The organism is Streptomyces sp. NPDC002793 (assembly GCF_040295485.1).
GTDB lineage: Bacteria > Actinomycetota > Actinomycetes > Streptomycetales > Streptomycetaceae > Streptomyces.
On sequence record NZ_JBEOVL010000009.1, the window covers coordinates 52,934 to 70,263 of the forward strand.

Sequence of the window (17,330 nt, forward strand, 5' to 3'; positions counted from 1 at the left end):
GGGCTCAGTCGCGGGGTGCGCGCGCCAGCTGGCGGGACTGGGCGACGAGGCGGCCCGCACTGTCCCAGACGTCCGCGTCCTCCTCCAGGAAGCCGCCGGCGAGGTTGCGGGTGGTGATGGAGACGCGCAGGGGCCCGGGGGCCGGACGGCAGCGGATGTGCGCGGTGAGCTCGATGGTCGGTGTCCAGCCCTTGAGCCCCAGCTCGAACGAGGTCGGGGGCAGCGCGTCCACGGTGAGCAGCAGCGAGAGCGGGTCCGCGTCGCGGCCGTCCGCGAGCCCGAACCAGCCGCGCATCTCACCCTTGCCCGACGGTGCGCCGACGGCCCAGCCGACCGTGGCCGGGTCGAGCTTGATGTCGAGCCGTTCGGTGATGGCGGAGCTGCCGGGAATCGGCGCCGTCCCGTCGCTCGTCCCGAGGCACTGCTCCAGGGGCGGGAAGGCCGGCGGCTCGGCCGACGTACGGACCTCGCCGGTCAGGCCGTCCAGGTCGCCGTAGGTGGCCAGCACCCGGATGCGCTCGATCTCCGTGCCGTCCTCCGCGAACTGGAAGAGCGAGGCCTCACCGGTCGAGAGGGTGCGGCCGGAGCGGACGATCTGGGTGCGGATCACGGCGGGGCCGGGGACGGAGGCCGTGAGGTAGTGCGCGGAGACCGAGAAGGGGTCGGAGTGCGGGAGCGCGTCGCCGAGCGCGCGGCCGAGCATGGCGAGCAGATAGCCGCCGTTGACCGCGTGGATGATCGTCCAGCCCGCGGAGAGATTCGCGTCGTAGACGCCTTCCTCCCGGAGCGTGACGGCGGTGTCGCGGTCGAACTCGCTGTCACCGATGGTCGCCCGTACCGCGCGCGACTCCTGCGCTGTTGCCTGTGCCATGGCATGCACGGTACACCGATCGTATTACTGAGCGGTAGCTTTATGTTGCCGTCAGATGACGGCCGGGGTCTCCTCCGCCGTGGCCGAGCGCCTGTTGTAGGCGCGCGGAGCCCGCCAGTGGAAGCGCATGGCCAGCAGCCGCAGGAGGAACGCGGTGATCGCGGCGGCGCCGCTGGTGTAGGCGTTGAGGGTCTCGAAGCGGATGCAGAGGACGACCATGCCGGCGCCGACGATCGCGGGTACGGCGTACAGGTCCCGGTCCCAGCGCAGCAGCGAGGGCACCTCGTTGGCCAGGACGTCGCGCAGCACACCGCCACCGACCGCGGTGGCCAGCCCGAGGGCGGCGGACGAGGTGAGGCCGAGGCCGTGTTCGTACGCCTTGATCGTGCCGGATACGCAGAAGAGCCCCAGCCCCGCCGCGTCGAAGACGTTGACGCCGACCTGGATGCGCTCCACGTGCGGGTGGAGGAAGAAGACCAGGCCCGCCGCGAACAGCGGGGTCACGAAGTAGCCGAGGTCCGTGAAGGCGGCCGGAGGAACCGCGCCGATCATCACGTCACGGAAAATCCCTCCGCCCAGCGCTGTCACCTCGGCGAGGACCGCGATGCCGAAGACATCGAAGTTCTTGCGTACGGCGAGCAGGGCGCCCGAGATCGCGAAGACGAAGATTCCGACGATGTCGAGCGCATGCTGGACGGAGGGGGTGAAGAGTTCGTTGAGCACCGGGCAATTGTGCCGGTCCTACGCCTCCGGCTTGTCCTCCGGCTTGTCCTCCGGCTTGTCCTCCGGCTTGTCCTTCGGCTCCTCCGGCTCGGCCTCCGCGCCCTCGGACGGCGCGGCGGGACCCTTGGCCTCCTCGGCGGGCTCCGGCGTCGCAGCCGCCACCGTCGACTTCACGGTGATGACGTCCGCGACGAGCGGTGCGTCCCCGGGCGCCTGGTCCTCGCCGTTCTCCGGGTGGTGGCACGCCACCTGGTGTCCGGTCTTGAGCTGCAGCAGCGGCGGCTCGGTCGTCTTGCAGACCTGCGTCGCCTTCCAGCACCGGGTGTGGAAGCGGCAGCCGCTCGGCGGCGAGATCGGCGACGGCACGTCGCCCTTGAGCAGGATGCGCTCGCTCTTGGCACCGCGCCGACGCGGGTCGGGCACCGGCACCGCGGACATCAGCGCCGTCGTGTACGGGTGCATCGGCGCCTCGTACAGCGACTTGCGGTCGGCGAGCTCGACGATCTTGCCGAGGTACATCACCGCGATCCGGTCCGAGACGTGACGGATGACCGAGAGGTCGTGCGCGATGATCATGTAGGTCAGGCCGAGCTCCTCCTGGAGGTCGTCCAGAAGGTTCACCACCTGCGCCTGGATCGACACGTCCAGCGCCGAGACCGGCTCGTCCGCGACGACCAGCTTCGGCTTCAGGGCGAGCGCCCGCGCGATGCCGATGCGCTGGCGCTGGCCGCCGGAGAACTCGTGCGGGTAGCGGTTGTAGTGCTCGGGGTTGAGCCCGACCAGCTCCAGCAGGCGCTGGACCTCCGCCTTCACGCCGTCCTCGGGCTTGACGCCCTGGAGCCGGAAGGGGGTTCCGACGATCCCGCCGACCGTGTGGCGCGGGTTGAGCGAGCCGTACGGGTCCTGGAAGATCATCTGGATGTCACGGCGCATCGGACGCAGGCGCCCGGCCGACATGTGGGTGATGTCGCGGCCCTGGAACTCGACCTTGCCGCCGGTCGGCTCCAGCAGACGGGTCACCAGCCGGCCCATGGTCGACTTCCCGCAGCCCGACTCACCGACGACGCCCAGGGTCTCCCCGGGGCGCACCTCGAAGGTGAGGCCGTCCACGGCCTGGACCGCACCGACCTTGCGCTTCAGGATGCCCTTGGTGATCGGGAAGTGCTTGACCAGTCCGTCGACCTTGAGGAGCGGCTCGGACCCGGACCCGTCCGACCCGGCCGCGGCGGACGCGGGAGTCTTCTTGTTCAGATCAGTCACAGCTTCGGCGCAATCTCTTCGGTCCAGATCCGGTCGCGCTGCTCACGCGACATGTGGCACGCGGAGTAGTGCCCGTCGCTGACCAGCTGCAGCTCCGGGCGCTCGGTGCGGGTGATGTTGTCCGGCGGGACGTCGGCGTACGGGCAGCGCGGGTGGAAGGCGCAGCCCGACGGGACGTTGATGAGACTGGGCGGCGAGCCCTTGACCGGGATGAGCCGCTCGGTCTGCTCCCGGTCGATGCGCGGCATCGAGCCGAGCAGGCCCCAGGTGTAGGGGTGCTGGGGCTCGTAGAAGACCTTCTCGGCGCTGCCGCGTTCGATGCAGCGTCCCGCGTACATCACGAGCAGGTTGTCCGCGATCTCGGCGACGACGCCGAGGTCGTGCGTGATCATGACGACCGCGGAGCCGAACTCCTTCTGCAGGTCGCGGATGAGGTCGAGGATCTGCGCCTGGACGGTGACGTCGAGGGCGGTCGTCGGCTCGTCCGCGATGAGCAGCTGCGGGTTGTTGACCAGGGCCATCGCGATCATGGCGCGCTGGCGCATACCGCCGGAGAACTGGTGCGGGTAGTCGTCGTACCGACGGTGCGGCTCGGGGATGCCGACGCGGTCGAGCATCTCGACCGCGCGCTTCTTCGCGGTCTTCTTGTCGACCTTGTTGTGGACCCGGTGGGCCTCCACGATCTGCGCGCCGATGCTGTAGTACGGGTGCAGGGCGGACAGCGGGTCCTGGAAGATCATGGCCATCTTCTGGCCGCGCAGCGTGCGTACCCGCTCGGGACCGGCGCCGATGAGCTCCTCGCCGTCGAGCCAGATCTCGCCGCCGATCCGTGCGCGCTCCGAGGTGTGCAGGCCCATGATCCCCAGGGAGGTCACGGACTTGCCGGAGCCGGACTCGCCCACGATGCCGAGGGTCTGACCGGCCTTCAGGTCGAAGCTGACGCCGTCGACGGACTTGACCAGACCGTCGTCGGTGTCGAAGTGGACGCTGAGGTTGCGTACGGAGAGGAATTCCTTGGCGTCGCCGTCACCGTCGCCGGAGCGCGGGGCCGGAACGGCGTCCGCCGCCGGGGAGTCCTTCTTGATTGCGTCGCTCATGAGAGCCTCACCCGGGGGTCGATCGCGGCGTACACGAGGTCCACCAGCAGGTTGCAGATGACGATGAAGAAGGCGGCGACCAAGGTCACGCCCATCACCTTGGGCAGGTCGGCGGTGGTCACGCCCTGGATGGCGAAGGCACCCAGGCCCTGGAAGGAGAAGACCCGTTCGGTGATGACCGCGCCGCCGAGCAGCAGCGCGAAGTCCATGCCGAAGATCGTGACGAGCGGGGTGAGCGCCGAGCGCAGCCCGTGCTTGACGACGACCTTGCGTTCCTTGAGCCCCTTGGCCCGGGCGGTCCTGATGTAGTCCTCACCCATCGTCTCCAGCATCCCGGCCCGGGTGAGCCGGGCGTAGAGCGCGGAGTAGAGCAGGGCGAGGGTGCACCAGGGCAGGACGAGACTGCCCGCCCATGCGACCGGATTGTCGGCGAACGGTACGTACTCCCCGTTGCCGAACAGCGCCAGGACGACGAGACCGGTGAAGAACATCGGCAGGGAGACGCCGGCGAGGGCGACGCCCATGGAGACGCGGTCGAAGAACGATCCCCGCTTGAGCGCGGAGAGGACACCGATCGCGACACCGGAGACGACCCAGATGACCGCGGCACCGACGGCCAGCGACAGCGTGACCGGGATGCGGTCGACGAGCTGCGGCCAGATCTCGGTGTGGGTCTTGAAGGAGTAACCGAAGCACGGGGCGTTGCAGGTGACCGGGTCGGGGCCGAACTGGTATTCGGCGCCGACGACGATGCCCTTGACGAAGTTCCAGTACTGCAGGTAGAGGGGCTGGTCGAGCCCCAGGTTCTTCTTGACCGCGGCGATGACGTCGGGGTCAGGGCTCTTCCCGACGTACTGGGCGGCCATCGAGTCGAGGGTCTGCCCGCCGAGGCGGGGGACCAGGAAGAAGATCGCGAACGTGACTGCGCTGACCACCAGCAGCAGCAACACCGCGGCGAATACGCGTCGGATGATGTACGCAGCCACAGCCGTGCGGCGCCGGGCGGGCGGACGGGGTATGCCCGCCGGCCCGGCGCCTTCACCTGCCTTTCAAGGGATGCTGTCGATGAACAGGTGTTACTTGGTGGACGTCATCAGCACGTAGTCGTACATGCCGAGGTAGGCGTCCGTGACCGTGACGTTCGCCGCGGAGGTCGGGCGGTAGAGCAGGTTCTTGCGGTAGACGAGGGGAACGACCGAGGCGTTCTCCATGACCTTCTGGTCGACCTCGCCCCACGCCGCGTTGCGCGCCGTGGTGTCGACGGTGCCGATGCCCTTGACGAGGAGGTCGTTGATGCCCTTGTCGTCGAGCTCCATCAGGTTCGTGCCGCCGGACGGCTTGATGGCCGATCCGTTCACGATCTGGTCCAGGAAACCGAAGCCGGTCGGCCAGTCGGCGCCCCACTGCATCATCATCATGCCCGCGTTGTTCTTGTGGACCCACTCGGGGACGCCCGCGAAGTCCGTGAAGTACTTGTCCGCCGGGAACTGCTTGATCTCGGCGGTGATGCCGATCGCCTTCAGGCTGCCCTGGAGCTGCGTGGCGGCGGTGATCTCGTCAGGACGGTCGGAGCGCGCCGTCAGCGTGGTCTTGAAGCCCTTGGGCTGACCGCACTTGGTCAGGTGCTCCTTCGCCTTGGCGACGTCGCCCTTGTTGCCCTCGGTCGGGTACAGGTCGAACTTCTTGTAACCGGCGACGGTCGGCGGGATGACCGTGGTCGCCGGGTCACCCTTGACCGAGCCACCGATCGAGTCGATCAGGCTCTGCTTGTCGACGGCGTACTGGACGGCCTTGCGGCACTCGACGTTGTCGAACGGCTTCACGTTGACGTTCAGCGCCATGTACTGCAGGGCGCCGGCGTACGGGTTGTCCGTCTTCGCCTTCTCGTCGGCCTTGACCAGGACCTTGGGCTGGGTCTTGGACTGCAGACCCGTGCCCGCGATGTCCGCGGTGGTCACGTCGTTGAGCAGGTGGTCGTCGACCGTGGTGGCGTTGACGTTGAACTTGAGCTCGACCTTGTCCGGCAGAGCCTTGCGGATCGGGTCCGTCTTGGCGTCCCACTCGGGGTTCCGGACGAGCGTCGCGCCCTTGCTCTCGTCGTACGCCGAGAACTTGTACGGGCCGGAGGAGACCATCTTCTGGACGTAGCTGGCACCCGTGTCGGCCTTCTTCGGGACCGGAGCGGTCTGCGAGAAGGCGGCGAGGTAGTCCATGTCCGCGAAGGGCTTGTTCAGCTTGAAGACGATCGTGTGGTCGTCCGGCGTCTCGATGGACTTGAGACCGTCGGCCGACTTGTCCTTGTACGGACCCTTGTACTTGTCGCCGCCCTCAAGGTACGACTTGAAGTACGTCGGGCCGTTGGACAGGGCCTCCGGCGCGAAGTTGGAGCGCTCGACGGCGTACTTGACGTCCTTCGAGGTGATCTCGGTGCCGTCCTCGAACTTCACGCCCTTGCGGAGCGTGTACGTCCAGGTCTTGGCGTCGTCGCTGGCCTTGCCGAGGCTGGTGGCCAGGTCGGGAACGACCTCCAGGCTCTCCTTGCCGGCGGCCGGCTTGAACGTGACCAGTGCACGGGCGTACAGGCGGGAGAAGTTCTGCACCCAGCCGTAGTACGTGTTGCCAGGGTCCAGGGAGTCGGGGCCACTGGAGTGCTCGTACGTGACCGTCCCCCCCTTCTTGTCGGTCGCGTTGACGATGCCCGTCAGACCGGCGTCAGCCTTGGCGTTGCCCCCACCGCCGTTGCTGTCACCGCCCGAGTCAACGCCACTGCAGGCCGATGCGCCGAGCGACACCGCTACGACCATGGCTATGGCCGCTGCTGTCTTTCTGTTCTGCATGCTGAGGAAAGCCCCCTCGCTAGTCCGGTGCGGCACTGCCGCGTTATTACTTGCCACGAGGGTCGAGTGCGTCACGCAGCCCGTCCCCCAGCAGATTGAAGGCCAGCACGGTGATGAAGATCGCCATACCGGGGATGACCATGAACATCGGGTCCACCTCGTAGAGGTCGACCGCCTGCGTGAGCATGCCGCCCCATGACGCCTGCGGCGGTGCGATACCGACGCCGAGGAAGGACAGGGATGCCTCGAAGAGGATGTTCGTGGGGATCAGCAGCGTCGCGTAGACGAGGATCGGCGCGATCAGGTTCGGCAGCAGCTCGCGGAAGAGGATGAACGGGCCGCGTGCACCGAGTGACCTGGCGGCCTCGACGAACTCCCGCTCGCGCAGCGACAGGGTCTGCGCGCGGACGATGCGGCCGATGTAGGGCCAGCTGAAGAAGCCGATCACGAAGATCAGGACCGCGATCCGCAGCGTGAGCCCTTCCATCCCGAAGGCGTTGCCCTGCAGGGAGGCGGAGATGGAGATCGCGAAGAGCAGCAGCGGGAAGGCGAGGAAGGTGTCCATCAGCCGGCTGATGAAGCTGTCCACCCAGCCGCCGTAGAACCCGGCCACGACGCCCATGACGACGCCGATGACGACCGAGAGCAGCGTGGAGCCGACGGCGACCACCAGGGAGACCCAGGAGCCTTCGAGGATGCGCGCCAGGATGTCGCGTCCGGTCTGCGGTTCGACTCCGAGGGGGTGGTCCCAGCTGATCCCGCCGAGGGCGCCCTTGGGTGCCAGCAGGACGGGGTCGACCAGGCTCTGGTTGAACGCGTTGGGGTCGAGCCCGAGGAGGGACTGGAGCGGCTTGGAGAGCACCGCGGTGAGGATCAGCAGCACGACAACGATGCCACCGGCCATCGCGCCCTTGTCCCGCTTGAAACGCGTCCAGGCGATCCGGCCGAGCGAGCGGCCCTCGATCTCCTTGCGCCCGGCGCCTTCCAGCACCGTTTCAGGCGATACGTCCGCCCCGGTGGTCTCGATCGGTGCCGTCATTGCGCTGGAGACCCCTCTCGGCCGACGGTGGCCGGCCTGTGACCGCCGCTGTAGCGGCTCTAACGAAAACATGACAGATGCGATCAGGCATGGCCGAACCACCCCCGTTTGAAAAGGGGGTTCGCCGGGCATGGAGCACCTGCTGTGTGGAGTCTTCAACCACTTTGCGATCACCCGCCAGACCTGACGGGGAATGTTTGCTCAAACGTGATGCTGCCAAGAGGCTTCCGTTATCCGGACAACCGTGCTTGGTGAGCGGACGTCTCGGTCGCTAAACCGCGATAACGGACATGACGCCCAATTGCGTTGTTCGGGTGGCTCATTGACTGCCGGTCGGGGTGCGGCGGCCGGAGCGCGCAACGGGCCGCGGCCAGGTCCGCTCAGTACGCGTGCGGTGCCGCGCCGGTGGCCGGCGGGTAGCCGTAACCGGTGGTCGCGGGCGCCGGGGCGTGGGCCTCGCGGTCGTAGAACGGCCGGGAGTTGGCGTTGAGCCACATCGCGACGGGGTCGTACTCGTCGGAGAGCGAGACCGTGGACACGGGCAGCCCGTCGGGCACCACGCCGATCGACTGCTGCATCATCGCGCGGACGGCGTCGACGGACGGACGGCCGGTGTCGTAGAGGTCGAGCCCGATCGCGAGGTACGGGACGCCGAGCGCCGGCTGCACCCAGGCGCGACGCAGCGCGCGGACAGCGGGGGTGCGGTGGGCGTTGTGCGACAGCAGGGCGTAGAACTGCGGGATGTCGATGGCGGGTTCGGTGAGCCGCAGCGGACCCGCGGGCATCCGGTCGAGGCCGGTGGCGATGCGGCGCAGGTCCAGCCAGGGGATGCCGACACCGCCGCCGGGGGCGTGCGGGTTGAGCCAGATGCCCCAGCGGTCGGGGAAGAGGGCACGGGCGATGTCGCGGCCGGTGGTCACCTCGTGGGCCCTGTTCCAGCCGCTGGCCGCGAGCTCCTGGGCGGAGGTCACGCACGGGGCGTAGCCCATGCCCTCGATCTCCATGTTGCCGTACTGGGCGTCGGGCGAGCCCGCCGTGCCGTGCCAGAGGAGCATCCAGACCGGGCCGTCCGCCAGGGAACTCAACAGCGCTTCATACGCGTCGAGCCGCCCGGGGGTCACCCGGCGAAGCATGTGCTCGACCTGCCCGGCCGCCGCGGTGCCTGACGCACTCACCCTGGGTCCCGCCCCTCATCGATTCCGCTGTTCCCGCATGCCGCACGGTGCTGTGGAGCCGCACCCGGGCACACGGGGCGGCTTCGTCATCCAACCAGCTTATGCGCCGCCCCTGACACCCGCTTGACGCCACGTGGCAGCAGGGGCTGCCGGGTTCAGTGCCCGTCGCGCCGGTAGAACGGGCGCACCTGCTCCCGCATCCAGTCGCCGACCGGGTCCTGTGCCACGTCGAGCAGGAGGAGGTTGACCGGCCAGGGCACCTGGACCCGGCCCAGCGCGCGGCCCAGGGCGTCCAGGGGCACCCCCTGCTCCGCCGCCTCCCGTACGGCGAACTCGACGCCGACGAAGAGGACGGGGCTGTCGCCCTCGATGCTGGCCAGCGTCCGGCGCGCGGTGCTCACCACACCGGTCTCCTGGAACTCGGCGGACACCGCGGACAGGAAGTCGACGGGGTCCTCCTTCCAGTCCGGTTCGTAGAGCCGCACCCGGCCGCCGCTCGCGGGACCGTCCAGCGGGGTGCGCCCGGCCCGGCAGAGCTCGGCGACGGCGGGCGGCGGCAGGGGTACCCCGACGGCTCCGCCCGGGTTGACCGCGATGCCGAGCTGCGGGGGCAGTCCCCGGGCGAACTCGCGTGCGGGCGCGACGGTGAAGGAGAGGTGGGTGCCGACGCACTGGAGGAACTGCGCCTCGGAGCTGAACACGGGGACGTACGCGCCGCCGCCGATGTCGACCGTCGGCAGATCGAGGTCCGCGCTGTCGGGACCGCCGCCGTTCGGCAGGGGTACCCAGACCTGGCTGCGGCCGAGCACCTCGACCAGCCGCCCTGCCGCCCCGGGCACCCCGAGCGAGGCGCTGAGCACTTCTTCGAGCTCGTTGGCCGGCCACCCCTGCGGTGCGTGCGACGGGGCCTGGGCCTGAGCCGGAATGTCCACGGTGTCTGTGTCCCTTTCTCGCCATGCTGTGCGGCTGAAACCTTAGACCGGTCTGCGTGCCGAGGGCAGATCCGCAGGCGGGCACCGTGCCCGGGGCCATCGTCCGTCCAGATTCCGGACAGCCGGAAGGAGGTCCGCGAACTGTGCGTATGCGAACGGTGACGCCCCGGGCGGGCCTTCGCCTCGTCTACTCCTGCGGGAGCCGGGCCCCCGGGAAGGCGATCCTGCCGATCGCGGCCGCCGCCTCCCGGTCGAGCAGCACCGCCGAGGCGCACCCCGGAGGCAGCAGACCGCTCTCGGTGTCGCGCAGCAGCCGGCCGACCGCGCGCCGGTGCCGGGCGAACGCGTATCCGGACACTCCGCGTCCCCGCTCCCGCTGCCCCTGTCTGGCCACGCGCGGGGTGACGTCGAGCAGGACCAGGTGCAGGGCGCTGCCCCTGCGCCCCGCCTCGCGCGCCAGCCAGCGCCGCACCCAGGCCTGAGTGCCGCAGTCGTGCACGACGACGGATCCGCCCGACCGCAGGGCCCGCCACAGCCCGGCGTAGTGGGCGGCGCGCACCAGGGGGCGGTAGAGGGCGTAGGGGAGTAATCCGGGCAGCATCGCCGCCCAGCGGTCCCGGGTGTCCTGGGAGTCGATCGCGTACTCCTCGACCGCCCGCCGGATCAGCGTCGACTTGCCGCTGCCGGGCAGCCCGGAGACCACCACCACGTCGCCCGCCGCGAAGTCCAGGACCCGCGGCCCGCCGCGGCCCCCGCCCCGCAGATCACGCACCACCGGAGTCCGCCCGCCCGTCTGCTCCTGGGCGGGCACGCCCGGCTGCTGGGGCATCGCACCGCGTGCCGCCCCCGCGCTAGTCGCGTAGTGCTGCAACGTCATCGCCTTCCCCCTGCCGAGTCACCCATCTGACCTGCCCAAGAAGTGTAAAGAAAAGGTAATGCGGCACAACCGGTTACACCCGGACGTGTCGGGACCGGCACCGGTCCCGACCGCGCCGCCCCACTCTCCCCCAATGCGTGCGATGATGACCCCGCCAACTGCATACCGGCCGTTTGAATCCGCGCGGGAGAGTCCCGGTCACCGTGTGCGCCGGGCGCCGAAGGAGCAAGTTCCTCCCTTGAATCTCTCAGGCCCCGTACCGCGTGGATGAGGCAGATCTGAAAAGCGGGCCGCTGCGCGGCTCCACCCAAGGTGCAAGCCGACCCTGACCGGGCTGTCTCGGCCAGGACCCTTTCAGGGGCTCTCGGCGAACCTCTCAGGTTCCGATGACAGATGGGGAGGGAACCACCCCCTGTCGTCATGCCCTGGAGCCATGTCCATGAGCACTGCCCCCCGTCTCACCGCCCTCGATGCCCTGCATCGGTCCCTGGGCGCGACCATGACCGACTTCGCCGGCTGGGACATGCCGCTGCGGTACGCCAGCGAGCGCGACGAGCACAACGCCGTACGCACCCGGGCCGGCCTCTTCGACCTGTCCCACATGGGCGAGATCACCGTCACCGGCCCGCAGGCGGCGGCCTTCCTGAACCACGCGCTGGTCGGCAACATCGCGACCGTCGGCGTGGGCCGGGCCCGCTACACGATGATCGTCGCGGAGGACGGCGGGATCCTGGACGACCTGATCGTCTACCGCCTCGGCGAGACCGAGTACATGATCGTCGCCAACGCGGGCAACGCCCAGCTCGTCCTCGACACCGTCACCGAGCGCGCCGAGGGCTTCGACGCCGAGGTGCGGGACGACCGCGACGCGTACGCGCTGCTCGCCGTCCAGGGTCCCGACTCCCCCGCCGTACTGAAGTCGGTCACGGACGCCGACCTCGACGGACTGAAGTACTACGCCGGATTCCCCGGAACGGTCGCCGGCGTCCCCGCGCTCATCGCTCGTACGGGTTACACCGGTGAGGACGGCTTCGAGCTCTTCGTGGCCCCGGCCCACGCCGAGCAGCTCTGGAAGGCCCTGACCGAGGCCGGCGCGCCGTACGGCCTGATCCCCTGCGGGCTCTCCTGCCGCGACACGCTCCGCCTCGAGGCGGGCATGCCGCTGTACGGGCACGAGCTGACCACGGCGCTGACGCCGTTCGACGCGGGGCTGGGCAGGGTCGTCAAGTTCGAGAAGGAGGGCGACTTCGTCGGCCGCGAGGCACTGTCCGCCGCGGCCGTGCGGGCGGAGACCAGCCCGCCGCGCAAGCTCGTCGGCCTGGTCGCCGAGGGCCGCCGGGTCCCGCGCGCCGGTTACCCCGTGGTGGTGGGCGGGGAGGTCGTCGGCGAGGTCACCTCCGGCGCGCCGTCGCCCACCCTGGGCAAGCCGATCGCCATGGCCTACGTGGACGCGGCCCACGCCGCGCCCGGCACCGAGGGTGTCGGGGTCGACATCCGGGGCACGCACGAGCCGTACGAGGTCGTCGCACTGCCCTTCTACAAGCGCCGCAAGTGACGCTGCGCGGCGTACCTGTCGCACAGCGCGCCGCGCACGTGACGCATTCGTGTCTCACACCGTAAGACCACCGTTCATCAGCACTCCCCCGCGTACAGGAGAATTCAGGTCATGAGCAACCCCCAGCAGCTGCGGTACAGCAAGGAGCACGAGTGGCTGTCGGCCCTCGAGGACGGCGTGGCCACGGTCGGTATCACCGAGTTCGCGGCCAACGCGCTCGGTGACGTCGTCTACGCCCAGCTCCCGGAGGTCGGTGACACGGTGACCGCGGGCGAGACCTGCGGTGAGCTGGAGTCGACCAAGTCGGTCAGCGACCTGTACTCGCCGGTGACCGGCGAGGTGACCGCGGCCAATCAGGACGTCGTGGACGACCCGTCGCTGGTGAACTCCGCCCCCTTCGAGGGCGGCTGGCTGTTCAAGGTGCGCGTCGCGGAGGAGCCGGAAGACCTTCTCTCCGCCGACGAGTACACCGCGTTCTCCGGCAACTGAGACCCCAAGGGACCCACTGATGTCGCTTCTCAACTCCTCCCTCCACGAGCTGGACCCGGACGTCGCCGCCGCCGTCGACGCCGAGCTCCACCGCCAGCAGTCCACCCTCGAGATGATCGCCTCGGAGAACTTCGCTCCGGTCGCGGTCATGGAGGCGCAGGGCTCCGTCCTCACCAACAAGTACGCCGAGGGCTACCCCGGCCGCCGCTACTACGGTGGCTGCGAGCACGTCGACGTGGTCGAGCAGATCGCGATCGACCGCATCAAGGCGCTCTTCGGCGCCGAGGCCGCGAACGTCCAGCCGCACTCGGGTGCGCAGGCCAACGCCGCCGCGATGTTCGCGCTGCTGAAGCCGGGCGACACGATCATGGGTCTGAACCTGGCCCACGGCGGTCACCTCACCCACGGCATGAAGATCAACTTCTCCGGCAAGCTCTACAACGTGGTCCCGTACCACGTCGATGACACCGGCGTCGTGGACATGGCCGAGGTCGAGCGCCTCGCCAAGGAGTCGAAGCCGAAGCTCATCGTGGCCGGCTGGTCCGCCTACCCCCGCCAGCTGGACTTCGCCGCCTTCCGCCGCATCGCGGACGAGGTCGGCGCCTATCTGATGGTCGACATGGCGCACTTCGCGGGCCTGGTCGCCGCGGGTCTGCACCCCAACCCGGTGCCGCACGCCCACGTCGTCACGACCACCACGCACAAGACCCTCGGCGGTCCGCGCGGTGGCGTCATCCTGTCGACGCAGGAGCTCGCCAAGAAGATCAACTCGGCGGTCTTCCCCGGTCAGCAGGGCGGCCCCCTGGAGCACGTGATCGCGGCCAAGGCCGTCTCCTTCAAGGTCGCGGCGACCGAGGAGTTCAAGGAGCGCCAGCAGCGCACCCTGGACGGTGCCCGGATCCTCGCCGAGCGCCTGGTGCAGCCGGACGTCACCGAGGTGGGCGTCTCCGTCCTCTCCGGCGGTACGGACGTCCACCTGGTCCTGGTCGACCTGCGCAACTCCGAGCTGGACGGTCAGCAGGCCGAGGACCGGCTCCACGAGCTGGGCATCACGGTCAACCGGAACGCCATCCCGAACGACCCGCGGCCCCCGATGGTCACCTCCGGTCTGCGGATCGGCACGCCGGCCCTGGCCACCCGTGGCTTCCGGACCGAGGACTTCACCGAGGTCGCCGAGATCATCGCGGCCGCGCTGAAGCCCGCGTACGACGCGGACGACCTGAAGGCCCGCGTGATCGCGCTGGCCGAGAAGTTCCCGCTGTACCCCGGCGTCAAGAAGTAACCCGCCGTTTGCACACCGGGTGGGGGCATCGCGCACACTGAACACAGTGAGCCCGGTGCCCCCACCCCTTTGCCCCGCGCTTCCGGGCCCACCCGGCCCGTCCCGCACCACCCGGCGGACAACGACGTCCACCAACGCCTTAGGAGTACCCCCGTGGCCCTCTCGGTCTTCGACCTCTTCTCGGTCGGTATCGGCCCGTCCAGCTCCCACACGGTCGGCCCGATGCGTGCGGCCCGCATGTTCGCCCGCCGCCTCAAGAACGAGGGCCTGCTGGCCCACACCGCGTCGGTCCGGGCCGAGCTGTACGGATCGCTCGGCGCGACCGGCCACGGCCACGGCACCCCGAAGGCCGTCCTGCTGGGCCTGGAGGGCGAGTCGCCCCGCACGGTCGACGTCGAGGGCGCCGACGCCCGCGTCGAGGAGATCCGCGCCTCGGGCCGCATCAACCTCCTCGGGATGCACGACATCCCGTTCGACGCCGACGAGCAGCTGGTCCTGCACCGGCGCGAGACGCTGCCCTACCACGCCAACGGGATGACGGTCCGCGCCTACGACCACGAGGGCGCGCCGCTCCTGGAGAAGACGTACTACTCGGTGGGCGGCGGCTTCGTCGTCGACGAGGACGCCGTGGCCGGCGAGAACCCGATCGTCCCCGACGACACCGTCCTGAAGCACCCCTTCCGCACCGGCGACGAGCTGCTGAGGCTCGCCCGGGAGACCGGCCTGTCCATCTCCTCGCTCATGCTGGAGAACGAGAAGGCCTGGCGCACCGAGGACGAGATCCGCGCCGGGCTGCTGGAGATCTGGCGCGTCATGCAGGCCTGCATCGCGCGCGGCATGTCCCGTGAGGGCATCCTGCCCGGCGGCCTCAAGGTCCGCCGCCGCGCCGCGAACACGGCCAGGCAGCTGCGCGCCGAAGGCGACCCCCAGACGCACGCCATGGAGTGGATCACCCTCTACGCGATGGCCGTCAACGAGGAGAACGCCGCCGGGGGCCGCGTCGTCACCGCCCCGACCAACGGCGCGGCGGGCATCATCCCCGCCGTCCTGCACTACTGGACGAACTTCGCGGCGAGCGGCTGCACCGAGGCCGAGAAGGACGACAGCGTCGTCCGCTTCCTGCTGGCCGCCGGCGCCATCGGCATGCTCTTCAAGGAGAACGCCTCCATCTCCGGCGCCGAGGTCGGCTGCCAGGGCGAGGTCGGCTCCGCCTGCTCCATGGCCGCCGGCGCCCTCGCCGAGATCCTGGGCGGCTCCCCCGAGCAGGTGGAGAACGCCGCGGAGATCGGCATGGAGCACAACCTGGGCCTGACCTGCGACCCGGTGGGCGGCCTCGTCCAGATCCCGTGCATCGAGCGCAACGGCATGGCGGCGGTCAAGGCGGTCACTGCGGCCAAGATGGCACTGCGCGGCGACGGCAGTCACAAGGTCTCCCTGGACAAGGTCATCAAGACCATGAAGGAGACGGGCGCCGACATGTCCGTGAAGTACAAGGAGACCGCGCGGGGCGGGCTCGCGGTGAACATCATCGAGTGCTGAGGCCGTAGGCCTCGCTGCGTTCGCTCCTCTCGGTACGGTCATGGGCTCCCGGCTCATCGGATGACCCTTCCGGGGGTACGACACCATGATCGTTCGTGCGGCGTGGTGCCCGGTCGAGCTGCCTGATCGGAGCGCGTGCGGGTAGGCGCCGGGCGGTGGACCGGGCCGTGACGGATCCGCGTCACATCCGGCCCCTACACGGCCATGTGTACCCTGAGGTCAGGATGGTCCGGCCCCTGGCCGTCCTTCCCGGACGTCGGGGAGGAGCACAGGTGCCCGCCCGAGTCGGTGGCACGCGCTGACTCCACGTACCGCGCCGTCACCCTGTGGAACCGATCTGTCGGTCATGTCGCCACGGCGGCGCCACAGATCCGGTCCCCCCTACCGACCCGACCCGTTTCCGTGTTCGACGTGCCGTTCCGACGTCGTCCGCGTGCGGGCGGCGCCGGGAAATGAGGCTTCATGCCGATCACTCGTCCCCCTTCGACGACCGTCCGTCCCGGTTCCGTCCGCGAACGACAGGACCGACGATGACCACGGACACGACGCAGCACACGAGCGGAACCGCCGCACCGGCCGGGGAACGCCGCGCGGGCAGTGACTTCTCCCGCCTCGCCCAGCAGATCAAGGACGCCGGACTGATGCGCCGGCGCCCCTTCTACTACGCCGTGCGCATGGCGCTGGTGACCGCGGCCTACGCGGTGGGCTGGCTGGCCTTCGTGACCGTCGGCGACAGTTGGTGGACGCTGCTCACCGCCGTGTTCCTCGCCGCGGTCTTCGGCCAGGTCGCGCTCGTCGCGCACGACGTCGGTCACCGTCAGGTGTTCCGGCGCAGCCGATCGAGCGCTCTGATCGGGCGGCTGGCCGCCAACGTGGGGATCGGCATGGGCTACGGCTGGTGGCAGGACAAGCACTCCCGCCACCACGCGAACCCCAACCACGAAGAGCTCGACCCCGACGTCGCCCCGGACATCCTGGTCTGGAGCCAGGCCCAGGCCCGCAAGGCCACAGGTCTGCCCCGTCTGCTCGGCAAGGTGCAGGCCTACCTGTTCTTCCCGCTGCTGGCTCTGGAGGGCTTCAACCTGCACGTCGCGGGGGTGCGAGCGCTGGCGGACCGCTCTCTCAAACAACGCGGGACCGAAGGAACCCTTCTGGTCGCGCACTTCGTCCTGTACCTCGGTGCCCTGTTCCTCGTGCTCTCCCCCGGCAAAGCCGTGGTGTTCCTCGTCGTGCACCAGTGCCTGTTCGGCATCTACCTGGGGGCCATCTTCGCCCCCAACCACAAGGGGATGCCGACGCTCACCGGCACCGACCGGCCCGACTTCCTGCGCCGTCAGGTCCTCACCTCCCGCAACGTGCGCGGAAACTGGTTCACGGACGTGGCGCTGGGCGGACTGAACTACCAGATCGAGCACCACCTGTTCCCGAGCATGCCCTCGCCGAACCTGCGCAAGGCGCAACTCCTCGTGCACCGTTACTGCGCCGAACTGGACGTGGCCTACCTCCAGACCTCGCTCATCGCCTCCTACGGGCAGGCGCTCAGGAGCCTGCACCGGGCGGGCAGCCCCCTGCGGCAGCGGTCCCGGCTCGTCTGAGACCGAGGACCACCACGAAAGCGCCGCGCGACGAACGTTTGACAGTCACGCCCCGCGAT

At 69.5% G+C, this 17,330-nt stretch carries 15 protein-coding genes and 1 riboswitch; of the genes, 5 read left to right on the plus strand and 10 right to left on the minus strand.

The genetic code is table 11. The annotated features are described in order from the left end of the window. Nucleotides 1-4: 4 nt before the first annotated feature. The 10 genes from ABT001_RS11020 to ABT001_RS11065 all read right to left on the minus strand — a co-directional run bounded on the left by ABT001_RS11020 (nucleotide 5) and on the right by ABT001_RS11065 (nucleotide 10,811). On the minus strand, nucleotides 5-871 hold the full coding sequence (locus tag ABT001_RS11020; protein WP_351275319.1) for a thioesterase family protein: 867 nt from the start codon (nucleotides 869-871) through the stop codon (nucleotides 5-7). A gap of 51 nt (nucleotides 872-922) precedes the next feature. Next, a complete protein-coding gene (locus tag ABT001_RS11025; protein WP_351275321.1) occupies nucleotides 923-1,594 on the minus strand; it encodes a trimeric intracellular cation channel family protein in 672 nt (223 codons plus the stop codon). Between the two features lie 18 nt (nucleotides 1,595-1,612). Further along, on the minus strand, nucleotides 1,613-2,854 hold the full coding sequence (locus tag ABT001_RS11030; RefSeq protein WP_351275323.1) for an ABC transporter ATP-binding protein: 1,242 nt from the start codon (nucleotides 2,852-2,854) through the stop codon (nucleotides 1,613-1,615). Further along, nucleotides 2,851-3,951 (minus strand): ABC transporter ATP-binding protein, encoded by a 1,101-nt coding sequence (locus ABT001_RS11035; RefSeq protein WP_351275325.1) that lies wholly within the window; start codon nucleotides 3,949-3,951, stop codon nucleotides 2,851-2,853. Before ABT001_RS11035 ends, ABT001_RS11030 begins: the two co-directional genes overlap by 4 nt. Then, entirely contained in the window at nucleotides 3,948-4,937 is a 990-nt protein-coding gene (locus ABT001_RS11040; RefSeq protein WP_351275327.1) for an ABC transporter permease, read from the minus strand. The genes ABT001_RS11035 and ABT001_RS11040 overlap by 4 nt, the downstream gene beginning before the upstream one ends. Nucleotides 4,938-5,027: 90 nt before the next feature. Next, nucleotides 5,028-6,788: an ABC transporter substrate-binding protein gene (locus ABT001_RS11045; protein ID WP_351275329.1), complete on the minus strand. Its 1,761-nt coding sequence runs from the start codon at nucleotides 6,786-6,788 to the stop codon at nucleotides 5,028-5,030. Nucleotides 6,789-6,834: 46 nt separating this feature from the next. Beyond that, nucleotides 6,835-7,827 (minus strand): ABC transporter permease, encoded by a 993-nt coding sequence (locus ABT001_RS11050; RefSeq protein ID WP_351275331.1) that lies wholly within the window; start codon nucleotides 7,825-7,827, stop codon nucleotides 6,835-6,837. Between the two features lie 380 nt (nucleotides 7,828-8,207). Continuing rightward, entirely contained in the window at nucleotides 8,208-9,002 is a 795-nt protein-coding gene (locus ABT001_RS11055; protein ID WP_351275333.1) for an enhanced serine sensitivity protein SseB C-terminal domain-containing protein, read from the minus strand. Nucleotides 9,003-9,157: 155 nt separating this feature from the next. After that, nucleotides 9,158-9,934 carry an enhanced serine sensitivity protein SseB gene (locus tag ABT001_RS11060; RefSeq protein WP_351275335.1) on the minus strand — a complete coding sequence of 259 codons (777 nt, stop codon included), beginning with the start codon at nucleotides 9,932-9,934 and terminating at the stop codon, nucleotides 9,158-9,160. Between the two features lie 187 nt (nucleotides 9,935-10,121). Beyond that, the gene (locus ABT001_RS11065; RefSeq protein WP_351275337.1) at nucleotides 10,122-10,811 is read right to left on the minus strand and encodes an AAA family ATPase; all 690 of its coding nucleotides are present in this window, start codon (nucleotides 10,809-10,811) and stop codon (nucleotides 10,122-10,124) included. A gap of 174 nt (nucleotides 10,812-10,985) precedes the next feature. Beyond that, nucleotides 10,986-11,083, plus strand: a riboswitch (glycine riboswitch). Between the two features lie 167 nt (nucleotides 11,084-11,250). Between ABT001_RS11065 and gcvT the strand changes: the two genes are divergently transcribed. From gcvT to ABT001_RS11090, 5 genes are all read left to right on the plus strand, one after another. Continuing rightward, entirely contained in the window at nucleotides 11,251-12,366 is a 1,116-nt protein-coding gene (gcvT, locus tag ABT001_RS11070; protein WP_351275339.1) for a glycine cleavage system aminomethyltransferase GcvT, read from the plus strand. Nucleotides 12,367-12,477: 111 nt separating this feature from the next. Then, nucleotides 12,478-12,855, plus strand: coding sequence for a glycine cleavage system protein GcvH (gene gcvH, locus ABT001_RS11075; protein ID WP_351275341.1), 378 nt, complete (start codon nucleotides 12,478-12,480; stop codon nucleotides 12,853-12,855). A 19-nt stretch (nucleotides 12,856-12,874) separates the two neighbouring features. Then, nucleotides 12,875-14,137: a serine hydroxymethyltransferase gene (glyA, locus tag ABT001_RS11080; RefSeq protein WP_351275343.1), complete on the plus strand. Its 1,263-nt coding sequence runs from the start codon at nucleotides 12,875-12,877 to the stop codon at nucleotides 14,135-14,137. Between the two features lie 153 nt (nucleotides 14,138-14,290). Continuing rightward, nucleotides 14,291-15,676 (plus strand): L-serine ammonia-lyase, encoded by a 1,386-nt coding sequence (locus ABT001_RS11085; protein WP_351275345.1) that lies wholly within the window; start codon nucleotides 14,291-14,293, stop codon nucleotides 15,674-15,676. A gap of 530 nt (nucleotides 15,677-16,206) precedes the next feature. Beyond that, the gene (locus tag ABT001_RS11090) at nucleotides 16,207-17,271 is read left to right on the plus strand and encodes a fatty acid desaturase family protein (protein WP_351275347.1); all 1,065 of its coding nucleotides are present in this window, start codon (nucleotides 16,207-16,209) and stop codon (nucleotides 17,269-17,271) included. Nucleotides 17,272-17,330: the final 59 nt, after the last annotated feature.